The organism is Gardnerella sp. DNF00550, assembly GCF_049262685.1.
Taxonomy (GTDB): domain Bacteria; phylum Actinomycetota; class Actinomycetes; order Actinomycetales; family Bifidobacteriaceae; genus Bifidobacterium; species Bifidobacterium leopoldii.
Genome location: NZ_CP058397.1, coordinates 1,443,972 through 1,469,566, shown reverse-complemented (window position 1 = coordinate 1,469,566; position 25,595 = coordinate 1,443,972). Strand labels below are relative to the sequence as shown.

The window sequence follows — 25,595 nt, the reverse complement described above, 5'->3', positions numbered from 1 at the left end:
CGGCAAGGGGTGGGGCGCATTGTTTATCTTCTACAAAATAATTTTGTTTACATGAAAGGCATGTCATGACTGGCACGACATCCACAAAGCGAGAAAGACGCCAGAAGAAGACGTCAACTGCAGAACGCTTTGCTCCTTCACCTTATTCACTGAAAGAGGCTGCAAAACATGCGGACATTCTTTCATGGATTTCTGTTGTTATATTTGGCTTTGGCAATTTTGTCCGCAAGCAATACATCAAAGGCGTTATATTCTTAGCGTGTGAAGCAGCTTTATTCGGATTCTTATTTACAATTGGATTGGATTATCTTCCAAAAATTAACACTCTTGGCACAGTAGAACAGGGCAGAGTTAAAGTCAACGGATTCTGGCGATACAGTGCGGGCGATAATTCTGTAGAAATTTTACTGTATGGAGTTATGTCGATATTAGCGATTGTATTGCTTGTATATCTGGCAACTCTCGCTCTTCGCAGCGCGTACAAAGCGCAATCTGTAATGGCAGACGGCAAGAAGCCACTTAATTTCATTGATGATGCTAAGACTCTTCTTGACGAAAAAGCACACGTCGGTTTTATGACTCTTCCAACTGCTGGCATTGTGTTATTCACAATTTTGCCATTGTTCTTCATGATTTCTATGGCTTTCACAAGCTATGATGAGAATCATCAACAAAAATTCAGCTGGATTGGGTTAGACGTTTTTTCTCAATTCTTAACCGGAAAAAGTGATTTAATTAAAGCTGACGTATTCTTTGACGTATTAATCTGGACTCTTGTTTGGGCATTCCTTGCAACCTTCCTGAACTTCTTCCTCGGCATGTTCATTGCAATGATAATCAATAGAAAGTCCACTCGTCTTAAGGGATTGTGGCGAACTTGCTTCTCACTTACAATTGCAGTTCCGCAGTTTGTTTCATTGCTTATTATGAACAATATGCTTAGCCAGAACGGTGTTATTAACATTGTCTTTAAGCAAAACGGTTGGATACATCAAGAGCTTCCTTTCCTTACGGATGTAACTTGGGCTCGAGTGACGGTAATTCTTATCAATCTTTGGGTTGGTATCCCATTCACCATCATGCAGATTACAGGTATCTTGCAGAACGTTCCTGCAGAACTTTACGAAGCTGCAGAGCTCGATGGCGCAGGTTGGTGGCAACGTTTCATGAACGTCACAATGCCATACATCATCTTTGTTATGACTCCATATTTGATTACTACCTTTACTGGCAACATCAATAACTTCAACGTTATTTACCTCTTAACAAAAGGTGGCCCAGCAAGTAGCAAAGTCAACAGTGCAGGCGGCACCGACTTGCTTATCACATGGCTCTACAAGTTGACTGTTGACCAGCAAAACTACAACGCAGGTGCAGTAATTGGTATTTTGACATTCATGGTACTTGCCGTCGTAGCACTGATTACGTATCGCAACTCTGGATCTTACAAGAATGAGGAGGGATTCCGGTGAGTGATAAAACTACAACTAAGAACGAAGAAGCTGTTGTAAAGAGCACTCGTAGTGTTTCTTTCCTTAAAGATCAACATGTCAGAAGAGTAATTGGAGATACTTTCTCGCATCTGTTCTTGCTGGTGTTGTCAGTTATTTGGTTGATTCCAATCTTGTGGGTTTTGTTAGAAAGCTTCAACAAGAACACTGGTTCCTATCAGAAAACCTTCTTCCCAACTGAATACTCACTAAATAACTATATAAAGTTATTTACCGATACCGATGACATTAATTTCCCACGAATGTTCCTCAACACTTTGATCGTGTCAATTTTCGTGTGCATTATTTCTTTGGTGTTTGTGTTAGCAGTGTCCTTCTGCATGTCTCGTCTCCGTTTCAAAGGACGTAAGACATTCATGAATCTTGCTCTGATTCTTGGTATGTTCCCAGGTATCATGGCTGTTATTGCTATCTACTTCATTTTGAAGGCTCTTGGTTTAACAAAAGGTTCGATTGTATTAATCGCACTTATTATCGTTTATTCTGCAGGTAGCGGTGCTGGCTTCTACATTATGAAGGGCTACATGGATACTATTCCAAAGTCTTTGGATGAAGCTGCATACTTGGATGGATGCACAAAGTGGCAAGTATTCTGGAAGATTATTGTTCCAATCTGCAAGCCTATGATTGTGTTCCAAGCAATTACTGGATTCTTGGGACCATGGCTAGACTTCGTTATGGTGAAGACAGTAGTGAGAGACAATAAGGAAAACTACACAGTTGCTTACGGATTAATGGAGATGCTTACCAAAAAGTATCTACCTGATTGGTACGCTGCATTCGCGGCAGGTGCTGTGTGCATTTCCATACCAATCGTAATCCTGTTCATTATTATGCAGCGCTTCTACGAAGAGTCCATGTCTGGCTCCGTTAAAGGCTGATAATTTACAGGATATAAATCTACTGAAGGCTGAGACGCTTTCGAGCGTTTCAGCCTTCTCTTTCGCTAGACAACACGAACACATAAAAATAAAAAATAACTTAACACACTCGCCGTTTGACTTAATACGATAATGGCTATCGCATAAACCCTACCGTGTTTAGCCAAATAGTGCCGCAAAACATAAAAAACTTGATAACAGAACAATAAGTAAATAATAAAATTTAAAAACTGTATAATTACTAATACGATTAAATAATTTAGAAAATTTAGACGATTCGCAAAATAGCGAAAGAAGAAGGATACCCTATATGACGACTCCATCTTCGGCAACATGGCCTGTATACGAAGGACCTCTTGGATTTACTTTAAATGCTAAATCTACAACATTCACCGTATGGGCACCAACTGCACAGAATGTGACGTTAAGACTTTTTGAAACTGGAAACAACAGTGAGCCAATTCAAACACACGAATTGAAACCGTTGCATGACGGAGCTTGGCGGATTAATTTCCGTAAGCGTTTAGACGGCATATACTACGATTATCTTGTTACTTTCCAAGATGGCACAGTAAATCGAACTAGTGACCCTTGGGGTGTAGCAAGCGGTGTAAATGGTGAGCGCAGCCTTGTCATAGACGATGAGCGAGTGTCTCCTGCCAATTGGCATAAAGATAAGTCTCCTAAGTTTGTGCGCCATGCAATGGTTGTGTGGGAAACGCATGTTGCAGATTTCAGCAGCAATCCTAATGGCGGCTTTAAGCCAGAGCATAGAGGCCAATATCTCGCTTTTACTGATGAACATACATCTTTGCAAAATCCAAATTCTTCTGAATGCAACTTCCCTACTGGCTTGGATTATTTAAAGCAGCTTGGCATTACTCATGTGCAACTCGAACCTATTTACGATTTTGCAACAGTTGACGAATCCACAATCGACAATGCGCGCAAAAACGGTGCTTCAGCAGAAGAATTAGATTCTCTATACAACTGGGGTTATGATCCTCACGCTTACAACGTTCCTGAAGGTGCTTATTCTAGCAATCCTTACGATGGCACTGCGCGAATTCGCGAATGCAAGGCAATGATTGCGGCATTACATGCTAATGGTCAACGCGTAATTATGGATGTTGTTTATAATCACATGTACAAGTCCGCAGAAAACGCTTTCGAATGCATGGCTCCTGGGTATTTCTGCAGGCGAGACTCTGACGGATCTTTTGCTAACGGCTCTGGCTGTGGAAATGAAATGGCTTCTGAACATCCTATGTTCCGCAGGTTTATTATTGAATCTTTGCTGCATTGGGCACGCTGCTATCACATTGATGGCTTCCGTTTCGATCTTATGGGATTGACTGATACTGAAACCTTAAATCAGGCACGAACTGCATTAGACAAGCTTCCTGGCGGTAAAGATATTGTTATGTATGGAGAACCGTGGGGTGCTTCGGATCCTGCTGTTGATGAGAAAGTTCCGATGGGAGATAAAGACGGCAGAGACACTCTTAACGAGCGCATAGGCTGGTTTAGCGACGAGTCTCGCGATTCCCTCAAAGGCAATGTTATGAACCATCGCGACCGTGGATATGTTAATGGCAATGAGTTCTGGTGCTCAGATGCGGCTCGCCAAACTCTTAATGCATGGCGTGATACTCCTTCTGCAGGTAAAGAAGTTGGACAGATTGTTCAATATACTTCTGCTCACGACGATTTGACTTTGTGGGATAAGCTTTGTATCTCTATGCGCGAGAATGCTAGCGATTTTGAGTTTGACGCTCAAGATGTACAACAAGTTGCGGATATTTTGAACGCTAATATGTTTGCAGCTGGAATTGTTTTGTGCTCTGCAGGCACGCCGTTTATGCTAAGCGGAGAAGAGTTTGGACGTACTAAGCACGGTTGCGATAATTCTTATAATCGCGGTGTACTAATGAACCAGCTTGACTGGGCGCGCACTGAACGTTTCAATCCGCTTGTTCAATGGTATCGTGCACTTATAAAGCTTCGCGCTGAATATAGCTCATTGTATGACGGCAAACGCAAACAACTTGAAACGTCTAACCATACTGTTTTGGCTACGCGCATTGGCAATAATTTAATTGTTTGCGCAAATCCTATGTATCATGAAGATGCAACTATTCAACTACCTGCAATTCATAGTGCAAAATCTCAAGAGTGGCATTGCGTACTTAATTCAAGTGATTATTTTGCTAAGTGGACTGGAAAACAGCCTGACACCAAGGTAAATATTACAACTGAAAAAAGCACTGCTACCCTACACTTGCCTATCAGAACTTTTGTTGTGCTTAGCAACAAGTAATTGCGTTTTAGTAAGTAAAAAAAATAATAAACTATTAGACGATTGCAACTAAACATGAGTAATCACAACACTTGTGTTTAGTTGCAATTACTTATAAAAACTAACAAATATGTCGCAACGCTAATTTGCAAACGATGTCAGGTATTTATATAATTGACAGGCAGGGTGTATTTCAATCCAGAGATGTATTGATTTACGCACTATCGCCATAGTTGCACATTTGGCACGCTTACGACGATGTTAGGAATGTGCCAAATCATAAAGTAGAAGGAGCACCATGACAACAACAGCTACTGGCAAAGCTGATGCTGATAAGCCTATGGAAGAAAGCGCAGAACGTCTTGCACGTCCACTTATTAAGCTTGCTAAGGCGTGCGGCGTTGCCACTTTTTATATTGATCAGCAAGGAAGCTACACCGAAATTACAGATGAAGCATTAGTTGGAGTACTTGATGCATTAGGCATGTCTGCCGACACTCAAGACAATATTGCAATTTCATACGAGAAGGTTCAGCGCAAACGCTCTAGCGAATTATTGCCACCAACTGTCGTTTCGTTTAATGGCGCAAAAACTTGCGTACCAATTCACGCAGGAGATGCCAAAAAAGAGCAAATTCATATTTCTCTTACACTCGAAGATGGAACAGATTATGAAGGCTCGTTAGGCGATATTCAATCCGAAGACAATGGAGATTTGTTCATTGAGCTTCCGGATGATTTGCCAATGGGCTACCACACTTTGCATGCTAAAGTAATCAACACGAATGGCGAGACAGCTCAACACGCTGATGTTACATTGATTGCTGCACCTGCGCGTATTCCGTTGCCTGAAAGCGTTAAGCAAAAGCATCGTTGGGGATTCATGACGCAAATGTATTCTGTGCGTTCAAAAGATTCTTGGGGAATTGGCGATTACGGCGATTTGCGTCGCCTACTTAAGGATGCTGGAGAAATTGGTAAGGCTGATTTTATGCTGATTAATCCAATTCATGCGTGCGCTCCAGTAACACCTCTTGAGCCTTCACCGTACTTGCCTGAGTCTCGTAGGTTCTTGAATGTCACTTATATTCGTCCGCAAGATATTCCGGAATATGCTGAATTAAGCGGAGAGGATCTTGCTAAAGTAGAGCAATTGCATGAGTCTATTGCTCCTCAAAACAATAATCCAAATCCTATAGATATCAACGCTGCATGGGATGCCAAGCTTCCTGCGTTGCGTATTATTTTCAAGCAACCTCGTTCTACCGAACGCGAGCGCGAGTTTAGTGAGTTTAAGCATCGTTCTGGTGAAGATCTTGACGCTTTTGCAACTTGGTGTGTTGCGTTTGAAGTTTGGGGTGCTCCTTGGGGCGAGAATTTGTGGTTTGACACTACAGGCAAAGGCACTCCGCAAATTGAGCGACTTAAGCGCGAACACGCTGATTTGTTTGAGTTCCATCGTTGGCTTCAGTGGATTGCTGATGAGCAAGTTGCTGCAGCTCACGCTGAAGCTAAAGCTGCTGGTATGGCAATTGGTCTTATGCAAGACATGGCAGTTGGCGTACACGGCTACGGTGCTGACGTTTGGTGGAGTCCGGAACGATTTGCTAATGGCGTAAGCGTTGGTGCTCCTCCTGATTTCTACAACCAGCAAGGTCAGGATTGGGGTCAACCTCCATTCGATCCAAATTATTTGGATGAAACTGGCTATATTGCTTACCGAGACATGGTTCATAACGTGTTCTTGCACGCAGGAGCTGCTCGTATTGATCACGTTCTTGGATTGTTCCGCTTGTGGTGGATTCCACAAGGACAAGGTGCTAGAAACGGCGCATATGTGTACTACAACGTAGATGCAATGCTCGCAGTTCTTACTGTTGAAGCAACTCGCGCAGGCGGCGTTGTTATTGGCGAAGATTTGGGCACTGTTCCGAAGTATGTTTCTAAGGTTCTTGCATCTCATGGCGTGCTTGGCACTGTTGTTGAATGGTTCACTCACGACGACGAAGCTGAAGCTGCTACTAAGAAGGCTGGAAAGAAGCAAATTATTTTCGCTAATCCGTCTACATATCGAGAGTATGCTCTTGCTTCCGTTACTACGCACGATATGCCACCTACAGCTGGTTATCTTGCCTTTGAGCATGTCAAGCTTCGCGAGCAGCTTCATCTGCTTACAGACTCCGTAGAAACGTTCCAGGAGGCTGCTCAAGCTGAACGCGATGCAATGATGAAGATGCTTCTTGAGAACGGCTGGATTAGCAAAGATGCTGCTGAGGATGTTGAAGGCCATGTACAAGAGATTGTGGAAGCTATGCATGCGATTATGCTCACTTCCCCATCTTTGCTTTTGCAAGTTGCTTTGGTTGACGCTGTCGGCGAGAAGCGTTCACAGAATCAGCCTGGAACTAGTACAGAGTATCCAAACTGGCGTATTCCACTTGCTGATGCTGATGGTCGTGTAGTTCACACCGATGAAGTATTTAAGTCACCACGAGTGCTATCTATGACGGCAGTTATGCGCGGCGAAAATACACGGAAGCATGTATAATTTAATGGTTGGTTTACTGATGAACTGACTCTATTCCCCCTCGTAAGGAATATGATTTGCATAGTAGCAAATCAAAATATTTCTTACATGATGTCCTATGTGAGGCGAGCATCTATAATAGTGCTCGCCTCATTAATTTTTTGCCACTTACCCCAATTTTTTAATTATTCATATAACTGTCAACTACTCTTGCTTAATATACTTTGCAAATACACGCTCTAAAATCGGAGTATGCAGCATAATAAGCGATCCCCAACCAATGAATACCAACAAAGGCAAACCCTGCGGCAAATATACGATTGATGCAAATATTAACACAATAAACACTATATCTAGCAGTGTCATTATAAGAGTTTCTTTCCAATACGAAATACCAAAAATAAGAGAATTAACCACTGTTTTATCAATTGAATTTTTAAAACGCGCTTGTAGTGCAAACACCCATTCGGCAACAATAACCCACAATATGCTCAGAATAAATTTAATAATTAAAAGTGGAGTAGACCACACGCAAAGCCATAGCCAAATAATAGCAAGCAAAACTGGCCCCATTACAGCCCAAATAATAGTAGATTCCAAAAAATTGCTAGCAAACGCGCGAAAATAAGCTGCAGTAATATGTCCTTCACCTTGCTCTGTACGTCTTGCAGCATCATGACCGGCACAAAGAGAAGCACCGATAGTAATTAAAGGAATGCTTGTTAAAATCATCAATATTGTAAGCCACACGGCATCAGCAAATGTTTCCATGCTTTGCGCAAACTTTGAATCTGGGCTTCCAAACGAGAAAATCATTCTATACTATCTCCTGGTTTTATGACGCAATTCCTATGCTCTACTATCTATAGATACCTTTAACAACGAACTCTACCACCTAATTACAAACTAGCGTAACTATTAAAAATAATGACGGTGTGCACAAACGTAATAGTATGCGCACACCGCCGCTTTTACTGCCACTTGAATTTTGGAGGAGAATTAATTTATCCCTTTACTGCACCAGACATAACACCTTTAATAATGTACTTCTGGCAGATGAGGTAGAAGATTATGATTGGAACAATTGCCATAACCAAGCAGCCCATCATGGCACCCATCTCAACAGATCCATAGCCGCCCTTCAAATACTGAACAGCTATAGAAATCGTCTTATACTTGTTGAGATCGAGCGTCAAGAATGGAAGCAGGAAGTCATTCCAAATCCACATTGCCTGCAAGATTGAAACCGAAATAATAGCAGGTCGCATAATCGGCACAATAATCTGGAAGAATATACGTGGCACAGAAGCACCATCAATCATTGCAGACTCTTCGAGTTCTTGCGGAATACCCTTAATCACACCAGTGAAAATAAACACTGCAAGTCCTGCACCAAAGCCTAAGTAAATAATCCACAATCCCCATGGAGTATTCAACTTTAAAGTGTTCGTAATGTAAGCAAGGGTGTACATAACCATCTGGAACGGCACAATCATGTTAAACAGGAACAAAACGTATAGAAGTTTTGCTGCCCAATTGTTCACACGAACAATCCACCATGCACACATTGACGTGCACAGAAGAATGAGGATTACAGAACCAACAGTTACAACAATAGTCCAGAGGAAACTCATTGGAAAATCAGTACGATTTGAACCTAATACGTAGTTAGACATTCCAACAAACGATTTTGAACTAAAAGTAAAAGGATTGCTTGCAATATCAACCTTAGACTTGAAAGAATTCAGTACCACTAAAGCTATAGGGAAAATCCATAACAAGCTTATAAGAGTGAACAGCACAGTCCATAACGCAGGATGCTTTGTTTTCTCGTTCATGCCGCTACCTCCTTTGACCTAGTGAGCATATTCTGAACCATAGCAATAACAGCCACGACAATGAAGAACATGACTGCCTGAGCCTGACCAACGCCTTCACATCTTGGAGTAGTGAAAGTTCTATAAATATTAAGAGCTAACATCTCTGTTTTCCTTGACGGACCACCGTTAGTTAATGCGAAGTTCTGATCGAAAAGCTTGAAGCCGTTGGTAATTGTTAAGAATGTGCAAACAGTAATAGAAGGCATCATCAATGGAATAGTAATCTTGAATAAAGTCTGCCTTGGGCTTGCACCATCGACAGCAGCTGCTTCCATAACATCTCCAGGAAGAGCCTGCATTCCTGCGATATAAATAATCATCATATAGCCAATTTGCTGCCAGCAAACAACAATCACAAGGCCCCAGAAACCGAATACTTCAGAGAACGTAATCGTACGATTGAAGTAGCCGAGTATACCATTTAACAAGAGCTGCCAAATATAACTTAAAACGATACCGCCAATAAGATTTGGCATAAAGAACACGGCTCTGAATATCGTCGTGCCCTTGAACTTCTTAGTAAGCATGTACGCAATTGCAAAAGCAATAACATTAATAATTATTGTTGTAATAACTGCAAAAAGCGTTGTGAACAAAAACGAATAAACAAGATGCGGATCTTTTAAAGCTCTATAGTAGTTACGAAAACCCACAAACTTACCATCAGTCACAGTAGTGAATTTTCTAAAGCTCAAGTACACACCCATAATAAATGGCACTAAGAAGCCAACAACAAACGCAGCAAACGTTGGCAGCGCAAATAACCACCACCATTTACGTATTGCTTTTCCGCTCATACTAATCATGACTCGTCACTTTCTCCTCCTTGAGCGCGACATCCACGTAGACATCGCTGTCCCGAACCAATAACTTCATTCTACTACATGAATTAGCTATGTCAAACGTTGTCATTTTCGATATGTCACTTCAAACAAATATCAGAATTTAGTTTTAAAAAAATTGCTTATTATCGTTGGCATTCCAGCAAAATTTGCTAGAATAGAAATGTCTGCAAACGTTTGTTTGTTTCGAACTATAAAAGTTCGCACTAAACAATTAAACACAAGGCTGTGCTACACGTTTGTTATACGCGAATAAAGGAGTTCACATGTCGGCAAATATTCAAGATGTAGCGAATAAAGCTCATGTGTCAGTTTCTACTGTGTCACGCTCATTTACACGACCAAACTTAGTATCTGCATCCACTCGCAATAAAGTATTGGCCATTGCCGAACAATTGAATTTTTCTATTTCGAAATCTGCAGCAGCACTAAAATCTGGTAAAACCTTGCGCATCGCTTTATTGATTAGCGATCAAATTCGCCTATGGTTTTCTGCATCTATTATTCAAGGATTGAATCAAGTATTCCACACAGCTGGATACGATTTGTCAATTTTTCAGATTTCCAGCAGCAAAGAGCGTAGCGAATTTTTCACAATGCTCCCAACTAGACGTAATGCTGACGCTGTTGTTGTGTGTTCCTTTGACGTAAATACCAACGAAATCGCACAACTTAAATCAACAGGCGTGCCAATTGTTGGCATAAACTGCTTATATCCACAAAAATGCGATTTTGACGCGACTATCAATATTGACGATGACCAAGGTGCAAGACTTATGGCACGCCACTTAATCGGTTTAGGGCATCACAATATTGCATATGTGCGCACAACTCGTGACGTTTCACTACATTTCAGCGTATTGCAGCGTTACCATTCTTTTATTGATGAATGCCAAAATAGCGGAATCACACCTACAGAAATTGTGGCACCTGCTAATTCTGATCGCATAAGTGCCATAGTTTCTATGCTTCTTGGAAGTTCAATTATGCCAACAGCAATTGCATGCCAAGAAGATGGGATTGCAATACCACTTATGTTTCAGCTTGCCCGCAGCGGGTATTCTACTCCAAAAGATGTGTCAATTATTGGTTTTGACGATAGTTTTTATGCGCATGAAACTGGCTTAACTACTATTAGACAGGATCCAGTTGATATTGCTTCTACTGCGGCAAATATCACGCTTGCACTTATAAACGCAGAGAAAGTTGAAGATCAGTATCGCATTGTTCCAGCGCAACTTATTGTGCGTTCAAGCACAGCTGCATTATTAAAAGAGTAGACCTTTTATAGTTTTCTAGAAAATATCGAAATAACAAAATATCGAAATAACAAAATCCGCTAGGACTTAGCACTATGATGTGCCAGTATCCTAGCGGATTTGCTTACGTCACCTTTGCTTGCTTACGTCAGCAGGTGCAACGTCTATTTATTTATTAATGGATCAGTCGTCATCTTCATGAGCCTGAGAATATTCCTTAGCCCAACCATCCACGAATGCTGTCTTAACCTTATCCCACTTGCCGGTGCCCTGAGCGTACTCAAGCAAAGCAGAGCCGAGGTCGTTCTTCCAGTTATCAGATGGCATTACGGTGAAGTTCCAGCTTACTGGAGTCTTACCAGACTTAGCATCTTCAACAGCTGCCTGAGTCAATGGGTTGTCGGACTTGATATCTGCGAAGCTCTTGAATGGAGTGGTGAAGCCCATCTTCTTGGACAAAGCATCCTTACCAGCATCGGAAGTAAGCAGCCACTTCAAGAAGTCCTTAGTTGCCTTCTTGTTAGCGTCAGACGTCTTCTCATTGATGCACCAATAGTTCTCAGAACCAGTTGCCAAACCTTGCTTCTCTTCGCCCTTAGCGCCAATATAAATTGGAAGCATACCAAGGTCTTCAGCCTTCATACCAGCCTTGGAGAGGTCACCCCAAGCCCAAGTACCATTCTGGTAGAACACAGCTTTACCCTGGGAGAACTCAGCATTAGCATCTTCACCAGTCTTGGAACCAATCTTTGTTGCTGGTGTAGTGGAGTCAGTAATGTAAAGATCGAAAATCTTCTTATAACCGTCAAGGAAGCTACCCTTTACCTTTGCAGGCTGCTTGGTAACATGATCTTCCTTGAACTCATAGTACAAAGGAAGATTTGCAAGGTGGGTCTTAAAACGCCAATCAGAGCTGGAATCAAAACCAGCAGAAGTGAACGCGCCTTCAACACCAAGATCTGACTTGTGCTTTTGAATATCATCTGCAACAGCCTTCAACTTATCGAAGGAGTTGATTTCTTCAGCAGACTTTACCTTAGCGTCCTTAAGCTCGGTGTACTTCTTGAGCAAAGCCTTATTATAAATCAAGCCGTAGGTTTCCATTGCATATGGGATACCAACAACCTTATCTCCATCCTTCAAAGCAATATCCTTGTTCTGAAGTTGGCTATAAAGCTCAGTATCCTTCAAATCAGCAGTGTAATCCTTCCAGCTTGCGTAACCAACTGGACCGTTGATCTGGAAGAGTGTAGGAGCTTCATCACCCTTACTGATTTCACTCTTCAAAGACTGCTCATAAGTTCCGGAAGCAGCAGTTTGAACCTTAACCTCAACACCTGTTTTCTTGGTGTATGCCTTAGCTACTTCCTTCCACTGATCTGCAGCTTCTGGCTTAAAGTTCAAGAAGTAAACCTTACCTTTAGCAGAGCTGTCACTTGAGGAGGATCCGCAAGCTGCAAGCGCGCCAAAAGCCATTGCCGAGCAAGCTACCAGTGCAATTGTTGATTTAATTGTACGATTCATCATCGAACCTTTCTCCTATGCCGACAATCCCGTCATTGGACTGCCACACCTCTAGGTGTCCTTATCGACAATATTTATTATGCCTCAACTGCTGCAATATTGCAAACGATAGCATAACTAAATTAACGCGTGTCGTCATAAAAACACTACACTCTAATATATTCGATAAAATTAGCACGTATTTTTGGCAATAATTAAAGGGATTACGCAACAATTTAGCAAACGATTGCGCAATCTCTTGAGGATCATAGTTTAAAACAAATTATTTAATTAGCAGCTAACCCTGCCCACGAGCAATCTTATATTCCTTAGCCCATCCGTCCACAAACGCGGTTCTAAGAGTATTCCATGCCTTTCCGTATTTCAGCAATTCCAATGCACAATTACATTATCGCCTTTGTACGCGCCCAACACAGAATAATGCGCGGTATCCATACGAAGAAGTCGTGCAAAATCTGGGCTTACTCCAAGCCAGCGCGCAGTAAGAATACGCAACACATGAGCATGCGCAACAATAAGCACGTCCTTACCTAATTTCAATTTAGGCATTGCCATATCAATAATCTTTTGAGTACGATCCGAAACCTCTTGCAAGCTTTCTCCAGAAGTTCTGTGCACATCCACTGCTTCTCCACTAGGAAGCACCTCTTTAGCATCACTAACCATGTGAGAAGGAAGAACTTTAGGACCATGCTTCCACACATCCCAAGCCTCAACGCCACTTAGTTTAGAAATATCAGCGCGCGTGCGACCCTCAGCAGCACCATAATCCCACTCCAGCGCACTATCGCAAATTGTATACGAATCAAAACCAGCAAACTGAGCTGTTTGCTGCGCGCGACGAAGTGGACTTACAAGCACACAATCCTTATCAAAACCTTTTGTGAACACACACTGCAATCTAGCGCCAGCCTCTTTTGCCTGCTCAACACCAACTTCAGTAAGAGGCAAATCCGTGCGCCCGGTATGTTGACCGGACACACTCCAAGCAGTTTGGCCGTGGCGAAGTAACACCAAGCAACCCTGCTTCGAGCATTCTTTCTGAGAGGATTCTTTAGTGCCGTTATTTTGCATAGTCTTCACATTCCTCACCAGCGCCATGTACACACATCGCACTGGACGCCTAGCAGCACGATTGCTTTACGTAAGCATTTCTTAACTTGCAGCCACTTTGCCGCAAATCAAGATCACTGTTCCATGGTACCGCCAAAATTGGTATTTCGTTACCACTAACATAGAAAATATGACGCAATTATCATCGGCTAATACTAAAACTCAACGAAGCCATCGTGCGGCTCAAGCTACCGTACAACGACTTAATGCAGCAAATCGTAAGATTGAGGCCCTTCGCGAGCGCCGATTGAGAAATCAAAATACTTTAGGAGATTCATTACTAAAATCTGTACTTCCTTCTTTTGCAACGTTTATTGCAGGGCAGATTGCGCATTTAATATGGGAAAAACATGTTGATACTAGAAAAATCAATTTAAACTCTAATAGTCGTTCTAACAATCTTTCTAAAGAAAAAATTGCGCAAAAGCAGCGTATTAAGCAAGAAGAGCCGCTGCTACTGTCTCTTGGATTTGCAGTATTTTCTGCGATTCTTACTACGATTGTTGGTCGCTTAGCAAGCCACGGAACCTTGTTTTATATTGCGCGAAGGCAAAGAAAAAGACAATTGCGCTCACAAAAACGATTTTAATTTATTAAATTTTATAAACTAAATGGCCTTATTTTGAAACGAGAATGCTGAAAGGAATAAGAAATAACGTGCCAAATTTACGCCACAACGAAACTATCGATACTTTACTGAATCGCCGCTCCATTCGCGCTTTTTGCAACGAAGCAATTGACAACGATACAGTTGTCACTCTTGAAGCTGTAGCTCAGCGCGCTGCTTGTAGCCAGTTTTTGAACGACTGGTCAGCGATTAAAATTACGGATAGCTCAATTAAGCAAAAGCTTTCCGAAATTGGCAACCAAACATATATTGCTACAGCTCCACTACTGTACGTTTTTATTATTGATCAACATAGAAACGCTGCAATTGCGCACAAAAATGGCGTAGATACCAGTAGCGACGAGTTTATGCTTAAAACTCGCTACCGCTTTACACAGGCTCAAAATGACGTTATTTTGGCGCTTCATGCCATGGAAACTGCCGCGGAATCTTTGGGGCTTGGTTGCGTAATTCTCGGTTCAATTTTGAACAGTAGAACTCAGCTTATTGATATTTTGAATTTGCCTAAATACACGTACCCCGCGCTCGGCCTGGCAATTGGTAAGCCTGCGCAAAGCCCAGAATTAAAGCCGCGAATGAGCGCTGACATGCAGATTTTTGAGAATACCTACCCTGCTGACGACGCTGAATTATTAGAAAATCTTGCTGATTTCGACAATCGCGTGCATCAATATTACGATTTGCGAAATGCTAGCAGACCAGTTGATGCTTTCAGCGCACAAATTCTTGCTATAGCAGCAGACGATATTGCCAAAAAACACGAAGCAGAAGATGTTGAGCAGGTTGCAAGGCAAGGTTTTAACGTTGCGTAAGATTTAGCACCGTTTTAATTTAGTGCCGTTTTAACTTAACGCCGTCTTGGCTTGTACCCGCGCTTTCTAGATTTCGGCTTTGCGCTTGCGGATGGCGAGCGCATATCGGAATACATGCGATCTACCGGATTCTTATGCGTCAAATGCCAGCAACCACAATATTCACAAGCATAAACCCATAACTGTGTTCCACGCTCTCGCAAACTTTGCTCCGCCGCCATAAGAGCCTGCCCTTTATTCTTGTACATGATTTTTTGGGTAGATTCGCAACGCCTCGGAGTAAAGAAATACATAGCTTTTATGGTAGCAAACCGCTTAACAGAGCTTATACAAAACGCACGCAATGGCGTAAATCATGCATTATTCCTGAACTTAAGCCACAAAACACGTTCACAAAAGTTCAAAATAAATTCAATTTATTATAATTTAGTTCAATTTTTCTACTATATTTCTACTATTTTTTACTATTTCTCGTCATTTTTTGAAAAATTACTATACAAAATAATTTTTGCGACTAATATTGAGCAAATAGTTCAATTTAATACTTATATTTTGAACTTTGCTATAAACTTGTTCAATTTATAAATGCCAATTTTACAAGAAAGACAGATTATGGCACAGAATTTTGCTGATGAGCTTAAGAAAGCTATGAAGCGCAAAGGGTACAAGCAGATTGACGTAATCGAGCTTGCAGCAAAAAACGGTCATAAGCTTGGCAAAAGCCAGTTAAGCCAGTATTTAAGCGGCAAAACTGAGCCTCGCAAAGACGTGCGTAACATGCTAGCTGAAATTCTTGGAATCAGCAGCGACGGAATCAAAGGCGGTCATTCTTGCGCAAAAGTCGAGCAAAACTGCCAGTCTGCAGAAGAACCACAATTAAATCAGCCACAGCTTACAGAAGCTGAACTTTCCAAAACTCTAAAGCATCGCACATTCAACAAATCCACAAAACTTGAACACGTGCTTTACGACGTTCGCGGTCCTGTTGTTGAAGAAGCAAACCGCATGGAAGCAAACGGAACGCATATTCTAAAGCTAAACATTGGAAATCCTGCGCCTTTTGGCTTCCGCGCTCCAGACGAAGTAATTTACGACATGCAGCAGCAGCTTATTGACTGCGAAGGCTACTCAGATAGTCGCGGACTTTTCTCTGCGCGCAAGGCGATTATGCAATACGATCAGCTTAAGGGCATTCCAGGCGTGCAAATGGAAGATATTTACACCGGAAACGGTGTTTCCGAGCTGATTAACCTTTCTATGCAAGCGTTGCTTGATTGCGGCGACGAGATTCTTATACCAAGCCCAGACTATCCTCTGTGGACCGCGTGCGCGAGCTTGGCTGGCGGCACTCCTGTGCACTACATATGTGACGAAAAGTCGCATTGGTACCCAGATATTGCCGACATTCGCTCTAAAATCACGCCGCGCACTAAAGCAATCGTGATTATTAACCCGAATAATCCTACGGGAGTGCTGTATAGTCGCGAAGTTTTGGAAGAGATTGTTAAGATTGCGCGCGAGTTTAATTTGATTATTTTTGCGGACGAGATCTACGACCGTCTTGTTATGGACGGCAAGAAGCATATTTCGATTGCTTCTCTTGCTCCAGACGTGTTCTGCGTAACTTTCAGCGGACTTTCTAAATCGCATATGATTGCCGGCTTCCGCATTGGTTGGATGAGCCTTTCGGGAGATAAATCCAAAGCTCGCGACTACATTATGGGACTTAACATGCTGTCTAATATGCGATTGTGCTCGAACGTTCCTGCGCAATCGATTATTCAGACTGCTTTGGGCGGATACCAAAGCGTTGAAAAGTACTTGGAGCCAGGCGGACGCGTGTATGAGCAGCGCGAATACTGCTATAACGCGCTTCAGGAGATGGATGGCGTAAGCGTCGAGCGACCGGATGCCGCTTTCTACATGTTTGTAAAACTCGATCCAGACCGCTATAACATTCACGACGACGAACAGTTTGCGCTTGATTTGCTGCGCGATCAGAAGTTGCTGATTGTGCACGGCAAAGGCTTTAATTGGCAGACTCCAGGCTACTTCCGCGTAGTCTACTTGCCGCGCTTGCAAACGCTTCGCGACGCAATGAGCAAACTTTCCAACTTCCTCTCCTACTATCGCCAGTAACAGCAACCCCCACCTATAAACTGCGACAAAACACTCATTTCACTCGCAGTCCAGAAAAAGGTGTATATCAAGAGGCATATATTATTCAGAATATGAAAGACATTCATAACATGAAGAAAGAAAAAAAGAGAAGGAAATGAACGCTGCGGCACGAATTCGCACAACTCTTATTATTGCCGTTTTATCGCTTAATGCCTTTCTTATAACAAGCTGTAGATTTGGCGTAAGCCTATATCTTTTAATACATGTCGACTTATCTCACGCAGCGCTTAACGCGGTATCAGTAGCGCTTATGACCTGCATAGCAGCACCGCTTGGCGGCATTATCGCAGATAAATATCCACCAACTAGATTGTTTATAACTCTAACGTTCTGCTTTGCCTTGCTGTGTACTGGATACGGTTTCGCTTTAGTAGCACAGCATAATCTTATTGCTATTACGGTTACACTACTCAGCATAATATTCGGGTTCTTTACTGCATTTTCTTCGCCTAATCAAAAAGTATTAATGGCATATAGCGCGCCAGCTGGCGAAAAAACCAAATTTTTAGCAAGCATGCGCATGTGGATTAATCTCAGCAGGCTTGCTGCACCTGCTATCACTGGCATATTTGTTGATATATGCAATCCGCTCATTTTCTTTACGAGCATTGCTATTGTGATGATACTAGCGGCGCTACCTCTACTGTTAGTTAATCTAAACCAGCAAGCACAAAATAGCGCAAACAATACGAAGACAGGAAGCAGTAAAACTGCTGGTTTTGCAGCTTCTCTACACTATATGAAATCTACACCATGGTTAATAGTCTTAGGAGTAGTATCAGCATTACAATCTGGATCATGGCTTGCTGCATTCAGACTAATGGGAGCACACCATTGTCTCACACTTTTTCATTCGGCATCCACGTGGGGATCAATAGTCAGCATATTTAACATTGGCATGATTGTAGGTTCGCTATTATGCAAATATATTGTGCTGCATTATGAGATTTTATACTCTATTTTACTACCTGGATTCCTTTCTATTCCTTTACTTATTTTCGCACTTAATAACTGGATTGCTCTTTTTCTTTGCTCTGCTTTCATTGCGGGTATTATTTTTGACGCAACTATTGTCTATGGGCAAACAGCTCTTCTCGACGGCATACCAACACACATTCTCGGCGCAACTACTACTTTTACTTCTATTATGGAGCAATGCGGCATTATCGTAGGGTATGCAAGCGTACTAGCATGGGGAAATCTAAATTCATCATTATTCATAATGATTGCTTCTGGCGTAATACTTGTTTCAACAGGTATAGCCTTATGGATTATTCAAACTCGTAAACAAACATACCCATCAATGCTTACCAAAGATTATTGGACACCATCAACATGGGTAAAAAGAAGCATATAACAAGCTATTTAGTGAGAAAGCACAATAAAGCTATACAAATGCAATTACATCACAGGACAATTAGCTTGCACATCCTGTTGGAATCCTGACGGATCTCCCAGTTTTGCTTTACGCATATGCTCTTTGAAAAAGTTTCGCGTTGCATCATCACAACGGTCTGGACCCATAAACGGCATGCTAGGCACTTTTTCAAGCTCATGCAAAGCTTTACTTGCCGCTTGTTCATCACTAGCATACGTGTCTAACCATTGCCGTTCCCAAGCACACTGATAATAATTAGATGCTTGCGTATCACCATATCCACTCTGGAACTGGCCGTCTTTTTCTTCTCCAACCAAGTTTGCAGGAGCTTTATATTTTTCAGGCCAACTAAGCTTTGCCACAGATTCCTGATATTCCTTCTCTATATGAGCAAAATCAACAATCTCTCTAGGCGAACTATTTTGCGAGCGCGCACCACCCACACCACTCGCATTATTGTTGCCTATTCCTCCACACGCATTAAACATAAGAAGCGCACTAAGCACACCAACAATAAGAGTTGCTTTACCAATAGTATGATTATTCATTATTCCTTCTTTCTTATTTTTTGAAAATTAACGCAATGCTAATGCTGGTTGTAAACGCGATGCTTTTATTGCCGGCACCACACTTCCAGCAAGCGCTGTAATAAAAGCCGCAATAACAGCTCCAATAGCGGCTTCATATGGGTAAACTGGCGGACTAACTGGGCTTGCTACATCCCAAAAACTTGATGCTGTAGACACAAGGCCAAAAGAAACAGCGACAGCAGCAATCGAAACTATCAGCGCTAAAATAATCGCACTGCCTAATACGAGTGAAGCAATCGACCATCTAGTAGCACCCAAAGCTCTGCGTATAAGCAGTTCATGCGTGCGCTGCTCCAACGATGCTAAACCAATATTGATTAAACCTAACGCGGAAACAAAAAGCAATAATACTGCTACGATAGCAAAACTTAATTGCAGTACTGTTATAACATTCTCGTAATCATCACTATTATCATGTCTTCTAATTTCGTTTACTTGTCCACCACAACAGTCGTAAAGAGCGTCTGAAACATAAGATTTAATTGATTTTTGAGAACGATTTTCTTTATTCAACCAGTAGATTGAGCCTTGAGCTTCTTTTCCAGAATATTCCCAAAGAGTTGGAGCGTAACGTAATAATCCTAGAATATTCACGTATACTTTTGCTGAGTCTACGCCATCGTTCACAACTCCAACAATCCTTATAGGACTCATTTGTGTTGTTTTACGAGAAGTAATAAATGCTACTTCACCAATCTTGTATCTTTTGCTAGCAGATTGGTTTACTACCATTTCTAATGCGTTGCTTTTAGCGCTATTACTAAACCATCTTCCACTTACAATAGGTAAGTTATAAACTTTGTTGTATCCTGCCGTAGTGTAAACAGCGTCAACATATTGAAGATTGCCAGTCTTATATTCTTTGCTTATTTTTACACTCTTCGAGGCTGGCATAGAAGCGCTAAACAGTAGTCCAGTGTTTGGTTGTAGCATAACGTTAGCGTTACGGTTTACGGATTCAATGCGATTTAAGAATTTGTTAAATACTGAATATTCGTCAAAATTTTGTGCTGAAAAAGTAATCTCATATGTTGGTCTACGACCGTTTAGCTGTTCATTAGTTGCAATAAGATAGTCCTTACCAACCGTGCCAATAAGCACTGACGCAATAACGGCAATGATGCCTATAAACATTGAAAAACCTGTGAGGAAGGATCTCATAGGAGAAAGGCGCAAATCTTTAAGCAGCATAATCATAAAGAACACCGCCTTCCATAGTAAAAATGTGAGAGCAAGAACGAGCCACTTTCATATCATGAGTGACTAATAGTAATGTTGTTCCAGATTCTTTAACACGATCATGCAACACTTGAAGCACTTTTTCTCCCGTACTACTATCGAGTGCACCAGTTGGCTCGTCACAAATAAGTAATTCGGGATTAGTGACGAGAGCACGCGCTATCGCAACTCTCTGCTGTTCACCGCCTGATAAACTTCCAGGGTATTCGTTGAGTTTATCTTGCAATCCAACAGCACATAATGCTTCTTCTATCGTTTTTCTTCTTGTCTGCTTGCTTTGTTGTAGCCCTGCGTATAAAAGCGGCAACTCAACATTTTCTCTAATGCTTAAATGCTTAATGAGAGAATAGTTTTGGAAAACAAAACCAATATTTCTAGCGCGCATATGCGATACTGTAGTATCACTACACTTTTGGATTGACTTGCCAGAATAATAGTATTTTCCAGTAAAATTTTTATTCAAAAATCCAATAATAGAAATAAGACTCGTTTTGCCAGATCCAGACCTGCCAACTACCGCGTATGTTTCACCTTGATTAAGTAGCATAGACGCAGAGTTGACAGTGGTAAGCCATTCGCCATTGCCTAGTTTTACACGCGCTGACACGTCTTGTAGTTCAACCAGTGGAACAGGATTGTTTCCCATAATCATTGCACTCCTGGAATGAGATCAGGAGAAACACCTGCTACAACATCACCCTCATGCAAACCAGACGTAATCTCAATATTAGCGCCGTCACTTATTCCAAGACCAACTTCTTTACGCTCCCAATTATCGCCTTTTTTGTATGAGACTAAACCTTTTTGAACTCTTCCAGCAACCGCACTAACGGGCAGCGTTAGAACCGATTGTTTATGCTTGCCATTAAAAACAAGCGTCGCATTTTGGCCTGATTCTACTTCTGTGCTTTTATCTATTAAACACGTTAAAACTTTTGACGATACACTAGGTGTACTTTGCGCGCTCGACTCATCTGTTTGAGTCGAATCAGCATTATCATTCTTGCTACTACCCGAGGCTGCAATATCGGTAGAAGTTCCACCGCTTTGTACTATTTGCAAACAATTGGTTGGTCCAACACCGTCTTCAATTTGGAAACGACCTTTAACATCTGTAATATCCGCAGAACGAAGTAAAGCTTTTGCATTAAGGCTTATTGAAAAACCTTCATATTTAAGAGTGAATAGTGAGAAAGATTTAGGCACGTCCGCAGATGATTCAGCTACTGACACAACTTTAGCGTCTACGGGAGCAATAATTTTGTTACCAGCATTGTAGCCTAGAACACTCCCAGCTTTTACAGTACTGCCTGCTTTTACCGATGGAGAAAAATTCCCTCTACTTACAGCAGTGATAACAAAGGTAGACGATTGTTCTATCGCTGCTTTACCCGACACAACTTGTGTTAAAGGCTGTTTTTTGACTGAAACAAGCGGAACTGAATCATGTGATGCCTGCTGTTGACTATCATCAACTGCTCTACCAGAGCATGCAGTAAGCAAACACACTGGCAGAGCAGCAAGCAAGAGTACTTTCATAAATTTACTCATAATACAAATCTCCTTACTCACCAAACTCGTAGACACATAGTATGCGTCGAAACAAGCCTCTCAAACTGATCCAAAATAAATAAAGTGCTTGATAATGTTACAATTGACGCTTTTATAATTGTCACTTTATTGAAGATTTAAGCTTTTGCTTAATAGCCTATAATCGCCGTAAAGAGTTTGCATCAGACTAAATGATGATTTTATTTATGATTCTTGGAGCTTGCGTAATACCAGAGAATGATTTGTTTTGCATAGAGTTTATACACTACTGAGCGACTTCCGTGCGCATAGCCCCCAACCACATTGTGATTAAATCACTAAGCTTTAAGCGAACTTATTCGCTGCGGAGTAAGCCCCATAAGCTCCAGTAACTACCTTTATACAATCTGCTTTGTAAAGGTTTTCCTAGACAAGATATTCATCATACAAATTCAAGTACTATTATTACTTAAATAATGCTTTTCTAAAGGAGCAATATGATAGCAAAGCATATTACTGTTGGCATTGTTGATGATGATTGTTTTTGTCTACACGGCCTAAAAACATATATTGAACAGGTTGTTCCGTCCTGCAATATTTGCTGGTTGTCCACGTGCGTCGATCAAGCAATTCAGTTTTGTCAAAATCAATGCCCAGACGTGCTGCTAATTGACATGTATATGTCTGGGGTTTCGGGAATTAAAATATTATACGAATTGCGAAGAAGATACTCACTCCCAATAATAATTGCTATAACTTCATTCCCTATCAACGATTATGCTTTAAAAGCATCAACAGCAGGCGCGCAAGGCATTGTTGGAAAGAACCACCCAGAAACCATTTGCGCCATGCTTAGCAGTATTGCCCATGGCACGTTCAAGCCACAAATAATAGGAGATCTTCATTTTGACGACACGACGACAGCATTTCAGCGTTTGCAAAATAAGCCAAAAAATGGACGCCTTGCTTTAACGAATCATGAGACTGAAATTATAAAGTTGTGCAGTAAAGGCATGACTAATGCGCAAATCGCCAAACGTTTATTTGTTGAAACTTGTACTGTGGAAACTATCCTTCGTCGCGTGTTCAAAAAATTGAATGTGACAAATCGTTCACAACTTATTACTACATGGCTGCATGATGAATATTTAGGAAATGATACACAATGATTATTTTCTTAATGCGTCGTTTACGAGAAAAGCTTATTGACAATAAAACATTTTTACTATTGGGATGTTTGTCAAGCGCAATGGATGCATATATTTACTCGAATAGCGACAATAGCACAATACAACTTGTTATAGTTTACATGATTCTTGCTGCTATAAATCTGTTTCTTTGCTTGCTCCCGCATTTTATGAGCATGTGCTATATTTTTGTACATCTCAGCATTCTTGTTATTCCTAGTCTGAATCTTCCACCAGTAACTTTCGGGCTCATCATATCATTTGTTTTTATTTCGTATTTATATCCGATTCAATTTACACTACCTTTATTCTTAGTAATAGATGCATTACACTACGTTGCATACCGATACTTATCAACTTTGTCTTTCAAGTATCTTATTGCTTACCTTTTAATAAATATATTTTGCGTTTGCACTGGTATTATTTTGCGCATTTCTCACCAAAAAATGGTTCTTTATGAAAAAGATAAGCAAACAATTAATAATCTTCATCTGGCTGTGCGAATGCACGATAGATTAACTAATAAGATTGCAGATATTGCACTACAAAGTAAAATAGCATTACTTGACAAGTCTATTTCTAAAAAACAGCGAAGTGCTATTGAGGCAATAAATGATTTGGCAGATCAGGCTTTTGAAGAAGGACATAATATTATCGACATTCTACGTGGAAATACTGCTAAGCAAGATGCTCGAAGCGAGTTCATCCAGCACATTGAAGATACACTACAAATGAACGACTCAATCAATACATCTTGTGGATTAAAAGGAAGATCCATATGCAATATATCTAGTAACGATATTCCTGAAGACATTAGCAATGAAATCATCTGTGAAGTTATTGAATTAATCGAAGAACTATATTTGAACATGCGAAAATATGCTTCTTTAGTTTATTACATCAGAATTTCGATACGCGAAAAACAAATTGTTATAAAACAGTTCAATGTTCGATTTTTGGGCGGAAAAAGTAAAGATGCAATTCGCTCAGTATCTCAAAAAGGACTTCTGCTTCATCGCGATACCATAAAGCATTTAGGCGGTTCACTCTATTTTCGAGCCTTTGGTAAGTATTGGGAATGTAATGCAGTTATTCCTTTCAAAAATGAACATAACTGTATAGATAGTATGCTTTACTGATTCAGTTTAAAAGATTAATAAATCTTAAGCAGTTTTAGTTAGTAATTATTTGTAAAGGTTTTCATATACAAGATATTGTTTACCTTTTAGCACGCCATTAATTTATAAATTGTCAAAGTTTTATATACACAATTATTTTCTTGTATCAGAAGGAGAAGAATATGAGTAATTTAGAAGATACAAAAGCACAAATTCCATCCGTATTTTGGACAATAGCCAATGGTGTATTTCTTGCTAGCGGAATTGCGCTGATTGTAATGCGTAATGATTATCTATGGGGGGTGCCTCAAATTATCGCTGGATTATTTGGTCTTGCAACCATGTTTCTCATTAAAAAACCGTGGTGCGCGCAGCTATATTTTATCGTATCTTCACTAGCTGTAATAGCAAATGGGCTTATGGAAATATTCGGCATAATCCACGGATCTGGATACGGTTATGTTCCGCTGATTATTGGCATAATCGTGCTTCTATTTATAGGCCTTGACAAGGATGAAAGTTCAAAAGCTCTTGGAATTGCCAAAAAATAAGTAAAAGCATTAGACTGCGATTTTATAACATAAAAAACATATCACAATTTTCAAAGGTCAAGTTGCATCCATGCATCCTACGGCTTGACCTTTACTTATTTATCCGTTATTTATTTGTTTTGCATAGAGTTTATGCGTTACTAAGCGACTTACTTGCGCATAGCCTCAACCACATTGCTTTGAATCACTAAGCTTTAAGCGAACTTATTCGCTGCGGAGTAACCCCCGTAAGCTCTACAACATCACGAACCGTCAAGCCCTGATTCCTTAGTATACGAACCGTTTCACGCATAAGCATAGATGCCTCTTGCTGAGTTTTTATAGCTGCCGATTTTGCATCTAACATGCGCTGAAGCATAAGCTCATCTTGCTCACTAAGTTTCGGAGTTACTTTCACGCCATTGACTTTAACATTTAAAGTTGCAGCAGCATCTTTTACCGTTGCTGCAACCTGATCAAGCCTACGCACTTGAGTAAATAATCCTGGTATTTCTGGCACTTCTATCTGATATTTTCCATAGTACTTTGGATTTTGCAAGATAGAC

Annotated in this window: 23 protein-coding genes; 12 read left to right on the top strand and 11 right to left on the bottom strand. The window is 41.0% G+C overall.

The window, feature by feature from the left end; all coding sequences use genetic code 11:
- Positions 1–65 precede the first annotated feature (65 nt).
- From HXT29_RS05925 to malQ, 4 genes are all read left to right on the top strand, one after another.
- On the top strand, positions 66–1,472 hold the full coding sequence (locus tag HXT29_RS05925) for a carbohydrate ABC transporter permease (protein WP_004104794.1): 1,407 nt from the start codon (positions 66–68) through the stop codon (positions 1,470–1,472).
- Complete coding sequence (locus HXT29_RS05920) at positions 1,469–2,392, top strand: sugar ABC transporter permease (RefSeq protein WP_004104797.1); 924 nt, start codon at positions 1,469–1,471, stop codon at positions 2,390–2,392. The genes HXT29_RS05925 and HXT29_RS05920 overlap by 4 nt, the downstream gene beginning before the upstream one ends.
- Before the next feature lie 310 nt (positions 2,393–2,702).
- A complete protein-coding gene (gene pulA / locus HXT29_RS05915) occupies positions 2,703–4,712 on the top strand; it encodes a type I pullulanase (protein WP_174143536.1) in 2,010 nt (669 codons plus the stop codon).
- Between the two features lie 277 nt (positions 4,713–4,989).
- Entirely contained in the window at positions 4,990–7,239 is a 2,250-nt protein-coding gene (gene malQ / locus HXT29_RS05910; RefSeq protein WP_101886209.1) for a 4-alpha-glucanotransferase, read from the top strand.
- A 183-nt stretch (positions 7,240–7,422) separates the two neighbouring features.
- Here malQ and HXT29_RS05905 read toward each other — a convergent pair whose 3' ends face one another.
- The 3 genes from HXT29_RS05905 to HXT29_RS05895 all read right to left on the bottom strand — a co-directional run bounded on the left by HXT29_RS05905 (position 7,423) and on the right by HXT29_RS05895 (position 9,904).
- Entirely contained in the window at positions 7,423–8,034 is a 612-nt protein-coding gene (locus HXT29_RS05905) for a DUF624 domain-containing protein (RefSeq protein WP_004104802.1), read from the bottom strand.
- Positions 8,035–8,222: 188 nt separating this feature from the next.
- Entirely contained in the window at positions 8,223–9,056 is an 834-nt protein-coding gene (locus HXT29_RS05900; protein ID WP_004104804.1) for a carbohydrate ABC transporter permease, read from the bottom strand.
- Entirely contained in the window at positions 9,053–9,904 is an 852-nt protein-coding gene (locus HXT29_RS05895) for a carbohydrate ABC transporter permease (RefSeq protein ID WP_004118392.1), read from the bottom strand. The genes HXT29_RS05900 and HXT29_RS05895 overlap by 4 nt, the downstream gene beginning before the upstream one ends.
- Positions 9,905–10,206: 302 nt before the next feature.
- On the opposite strand from HXT29_RS05895, the gene HXT29_RS05890 reads away from it, so the two are divergent.
- Complete coding sequence (locus tag HXT29_RS05890) at positions 10,207–11,220, top strand: LacI family DNA-binding transcriptional regulator (RefSeq protein WP_004118390.1); 1,014 nt, start codon at positions 10,207–10,209, stop codon at positions 11,218–11,220.
- 162 nt (positions 11,221–11,382) lie between these two features.
- On the opposite strand, the gene HXT29_RS05885 is transcribed toward HXT29_RS05890, so the two are convergent.
- Positions 11,383–12,726 carry an ABC transporter substrate-binding protein gene (locus HXT29_RS05885; RefSeq protein WP_004104821.1) on the bottom strand — a complete coding sequence of 448 codons (1,344 nt, stop codon included), beginning with the start codon at positions 12,724–12,726 and terminating at the stop codon, positions 11,383–11,385.
- A 360-nt stretch (positions 12,727–13,086) separates the two neighbouring features.
- A complete protein-coding gene (locus tag HXT29_RS05880) occupies positions 13,087–13,797 on the bottom strand; it encodes a histidine phosphatase family protein (protein WP_064340164.1) in 711 nt (236 codons plus the stop codon).
- Positions 13,798–13,966: 169 nt separating this feature from the next.
- Here HXT29_RS05880 and HXT29_RS05875 point away from each other — a divergent pair, with 169 nt between their 5' ends.
- Positions 13,967–14,425, top strand: a complete 459-nt coding sequence (locus HXT29_RS05875) for a hypothetical protein (protein WP_064340163.1) — start codon at positions 13,967–13,969, stop codon at positions 14,423–14,425.
- A 44-nt stretch (positions 14,426–14,469) separates the two neighbouring features.
- Complete coding sequence (locus HXT29_RS05870) at positions 14,470–15,276, top strand: nitroreductase family protein (protein WP_421789050.1); 807 nt, start codon at positions 14,470–14,472, stop codon at positions 15,274–15,276.
- 35 nt (positions 15,277–15,311) lie between these two features.
- On the opposite strand, the gene HXT29_RS05865 is transcribed toward HXT29_RS05870, so the two are convergent.
- Positions 15,312–15,569 (bottom strand): hypothetical protein, encoded by a 258-nt coding sequence (locus HXT29_RS05865; protein ID WP_032841754.1) that lies wholly within the window; start codon positions 15,567–15,569, stop codon positions 15,312–15,314.
- 319 nt (positions 15,570–15,888) lie between these two features.
- Here HXT29_RS05865 and HXT29_RS05860 point away from each other — a divergent pair, with 319 nt between their 5' ends.
- Positions 15,889–17,415: an aminotransferase class I/II-fold pyridoxal phosphate-dependent enzyme gene (locus HXT29_RS05860; RefSeq protein WP_421789052.1), complete on the top strand. Its 1,527-nt coding sequence runs from the start codon at positions 15,889–15,891 to the stop codon at positions 17,413–17,415.
- A 136-nt stretch (positions 17,416–17,551) separates the two neighbouring features.
- Positions 17,552–18,814, top strand: a complete 1,263-nt coding sequence (locus HXT29_RS05855) for an MFS transporter (RefSeq protein ID WP_422118347.1) — start codon at positions 17,552–17,554, stop codon at positions 18,812–18,814.
- Positions 18,815–18,858: 44 nt separating this feature from the next.
- Here the strand turns inward: HXT29_RS05855 and HXT29_RS05850 are convergent, their stop codons facing one another.
- Genes HXT29_RS05850 through HXT29_RS05835 form a run of 4 tightly spaced genes read right to left on the bottom strand, consistent with a single transcriptional unit; the run spans position 18,859 to position 22,215 of the window.
- Positions 18,859–19,383 (bottom strand): hypothetical protein, encoded by a 525-nt coding sequence (locus HXT29_RS05850; protein ID WP_421789056.1) that lies wholly within the window; start codon positions 19,381–19,383, stop codon positions 18,859–18,861.
- A 27-nt stretch (positions 19,384–19,410) separates the two neighbouring features.
- On the bottom strand, positions 19,411–20,622 hold the full coding sequence (locus HXT29_RS05845; RefSeq protein WP_421789058.1) for an ABC transporter permease: 1,212 nt from the start codon (positions 20,620–20,622) through the stop codon (positions 19,411–19,413).
- A complete protein-coding gene (locus HXT29_RS05840) occupies positions 20,606–21,316 on the bottom strand; it encodes an ABC transporter ATP-binding protein (protein ID WP_032842256.1) in 711 nt (236 codons plus the stop codon). The genes HXT29_RS05845 and HXT29_RS05840 overlap by 17 nt, the downstream gene beginning before the upstream one ends.
- A complete protein-coding gene (locus HXT29_RS05835; RefSeq protein ID WP_032842258.1) occupies positions 21,313–22,215 on the bottom strand; it encodes an efflux RND transporter periplasmic adaptor subunit in 903 nt (300 codons plus the stop codon). The genes HXT29_RS05840 and HXT29_RS05835 overlap by 4 nt, the downstream gene beginning before the upstream one ends.
- A 476-nt stretch (positions 22,216–22,691) precedes the next feature.
- Here HXT29_RS05835 and HXT29_RS05830 point away from each other — a divergent pair, with 476 nt between their 5' ends.
- The 3 genes from HXT29_RS05830 to HXT29_RS05820 all read left to right on the top strand — a co-directional run bounded on the left by HXT29_RS05830 (position 22,692) and on the right by HXT29_RS05820 (position 25,050).
- Complete coding sequence (locus HXT29_RS05830) at positions 22,692–23,363, top strand: response regulator transcription factor (protein ID WP_064340328.1); 672 nt, start codon at positions 22,692–22,694, stop codon at positions 23,361–23,363.
- Positions 23,360–24,520, top strand: coding sequence for a hypothetical protein (locus HXT29_RS05825; RefSeq protein WP_064340327.1), 1,161 nt, complete (start codon positions 23,360–23,362; stop codon positions 24,518–24,520). The genes HXT29_RS05830 and HXT29_RS05825 overlap by 4 nt, the downstream gene beginning before the upstream one ends.
- A 161-nt stretch (positions 24,521–24,681) precedes the next feature.
- The gene (locus HXT29_RS05820; protein WP_004104853.1) at positions 24,682–25,050 is read left to right on the top strand and encodes a hypothetical protein; all 369 of its coding nucleotides are present in this window, start codon (positions 24,682–24,684) and stop codon (positions 25,048–25,050) included.
- Positions 25,051–25,237: 187 nt separating this feature from the next.
- Here HXT29_RS05820 and HXT29_RS05815 read toward each other — a convergent pair whose 3' ends face one another.
- Positions 25,238–25,588 (bottom strand): XRE family transcriptional regulator, encoded by a 351-nt coding sequence (locus HXT29_RS05815; protein WP_241760333.1) that lies wholly within the window; start codon positions 25,586–25,588, stop codon positions 25,238–25,240.
- Positions 25,589–25,595: the final 7 nt, after the last annotated feature.

Excerpts from the sequence above, each read along its gene's own strand:
- HXT29_RS05865 (WP_032841754.1), bottom strand. The coding sequence starts at position 15,569 with ATGTATTTCTTTACTCCGAGGCGTTGCGAATCTACCCAAAAAATCATG.
- HXT29_RS05860 (WP_421789052.1), top strand. The coding sequence starts at position 15,889 with ATGGCACAGAATTTTGCTGATGAGCTTAAGAAAGCTATGAAGCGCAAA.
- pulA (WP_174143536.1), top strand. The coding sequence starts at position 2,703 with ATGACGACTCCATCTTCGGCAACATGGCCTGTATACGAAGGACCTCTT.
- HXT29_RS05880 (WP_064340164.1), bottom strand. The coding sequence starts at position 13,797 with ATGCAAAATAACGGCACTAAAGAATCCTCTCAGAAAGAATGCTCGAAG.
- HXT29_RS05855 (WP_422118347.1), top strand. The coding sequence starts at position 17,552 with ATGAACGCTGCGGCACGAATTCGCACAACTCTTATTATTGCCGTTTTA.
- HXT29_RS05885 (WP_004104821.1), bottom strand. The coding sequence starts at position 12,726 with ATGATGAATCGTACAATTAAATCAACAATTGCACTGGTAGCTTGCTCG.
- HXT29_RS05890 (WP_004118390.1), top strand. The coding sequence starts at position 10,207 with ATGTCGGCAAATATTCAAGATGTAGCGAATAAAGCTCATGTGTCAGTT.
- HXT29_RS05905 (WP_004104802.1), bottom strand. The coding sequence starts at position 8,034 with ATGATTTTCTCGTTTGGAAGCCCAGATTCAAAGTTTGCGCAAAGCATG.
- HXT29_RS05900 (WP_004104804.1), bottom strand. The coding sequence starts at position 9,056 with ATGAACGAGAAAACAAAGCATCCTGCGTTATGGACTGTGCTGTTCACT.
- HXT29_RS05840 (WP_032842256.1), bottom strand. The coding sequence starts at position 21,316 with ATGATTATGGGAAACAATCCTGTTCCACTGGTTGAACTACAAGACGTG.
- HXT29_RS05870 (WP_421789050.1), top strand. The coding sequence starts at position 14,470 with ATGCTGAAAGGAATAAGAAATAACGTGCCAAATTTACGCCACAACGAA.
- HXT29_RS05925 (WP_004104794.1), top strand. The coding sequence starts at position 66 with ATGACTGGCACGACATCCACAAAGCGAGAAAGACGCCAGAAGAAGACG.
- HXT29_RS05825 (WP_064340327.1), top strand. The coding sequence starts at position 23,360 with ATGATTATTTTCTTAATGCGTCGTTTACGAGAAAAGCTTATTGACAAT.
- HXT29_RS05820 (WP_004104853.1), top strand. The coding sequence starts at position 24,682 with ATGAGTAATTTAGAAGATACAAAAGCACAAATTCCATCCGTATTTTGG.
- HXT29_RS05895 (WP_004118392.1), bottom strand. The coding sequence starts at position 9,904 with ATGATTAGTATGAGCGGAAAAGCAATACGTAAATGGTGGTGGTTATTT.
- HXT29_RS05875 (WP_064340163.1), top strand. The coding sequence starts at position 13,967 with ATGACGCAATTATCATCGGCTAATACTAAAACTCAACGAAGCCATCGT.
- HXT29_RS05835 (WP_032842258.1), bottom strand. The coding sequence starts at position 22,215 with ATGAGTAAATTTATGAAAGTACTCTTGCTTGCTGCTCTGCCAGTGTGT.
- HXT29_RS05850 (WP_421789056.1), bottom strand. The coding sequence starts at position 19,383 with ATGAATAATCATACTATTGGTAAAGCAACTCTTATTGTTGGTGTGCTT.
- malQ (WP_101886209.1), top strand. The coding sequence starts at position 4,990 with ATGACAACAACAGCTACTGGCAAAGCTGATGCTGATAAGCCTATGGAA.
- HXT29_RS05830 (WP_064340328.1), top strand. The coding sequence starts at position 22,692 with ATGATAGCAAAGCATATTACTGTTGGCATTGTTGATGATGATTGTTTT.
- HXT29_RS05845 (WP_421789058.1), bottom strand. The coding sequence starts at position 20,622 with ATGATTATGCTGCTTAAAGATTTGCGCCTTTCTCCTATGAGATCCTTC.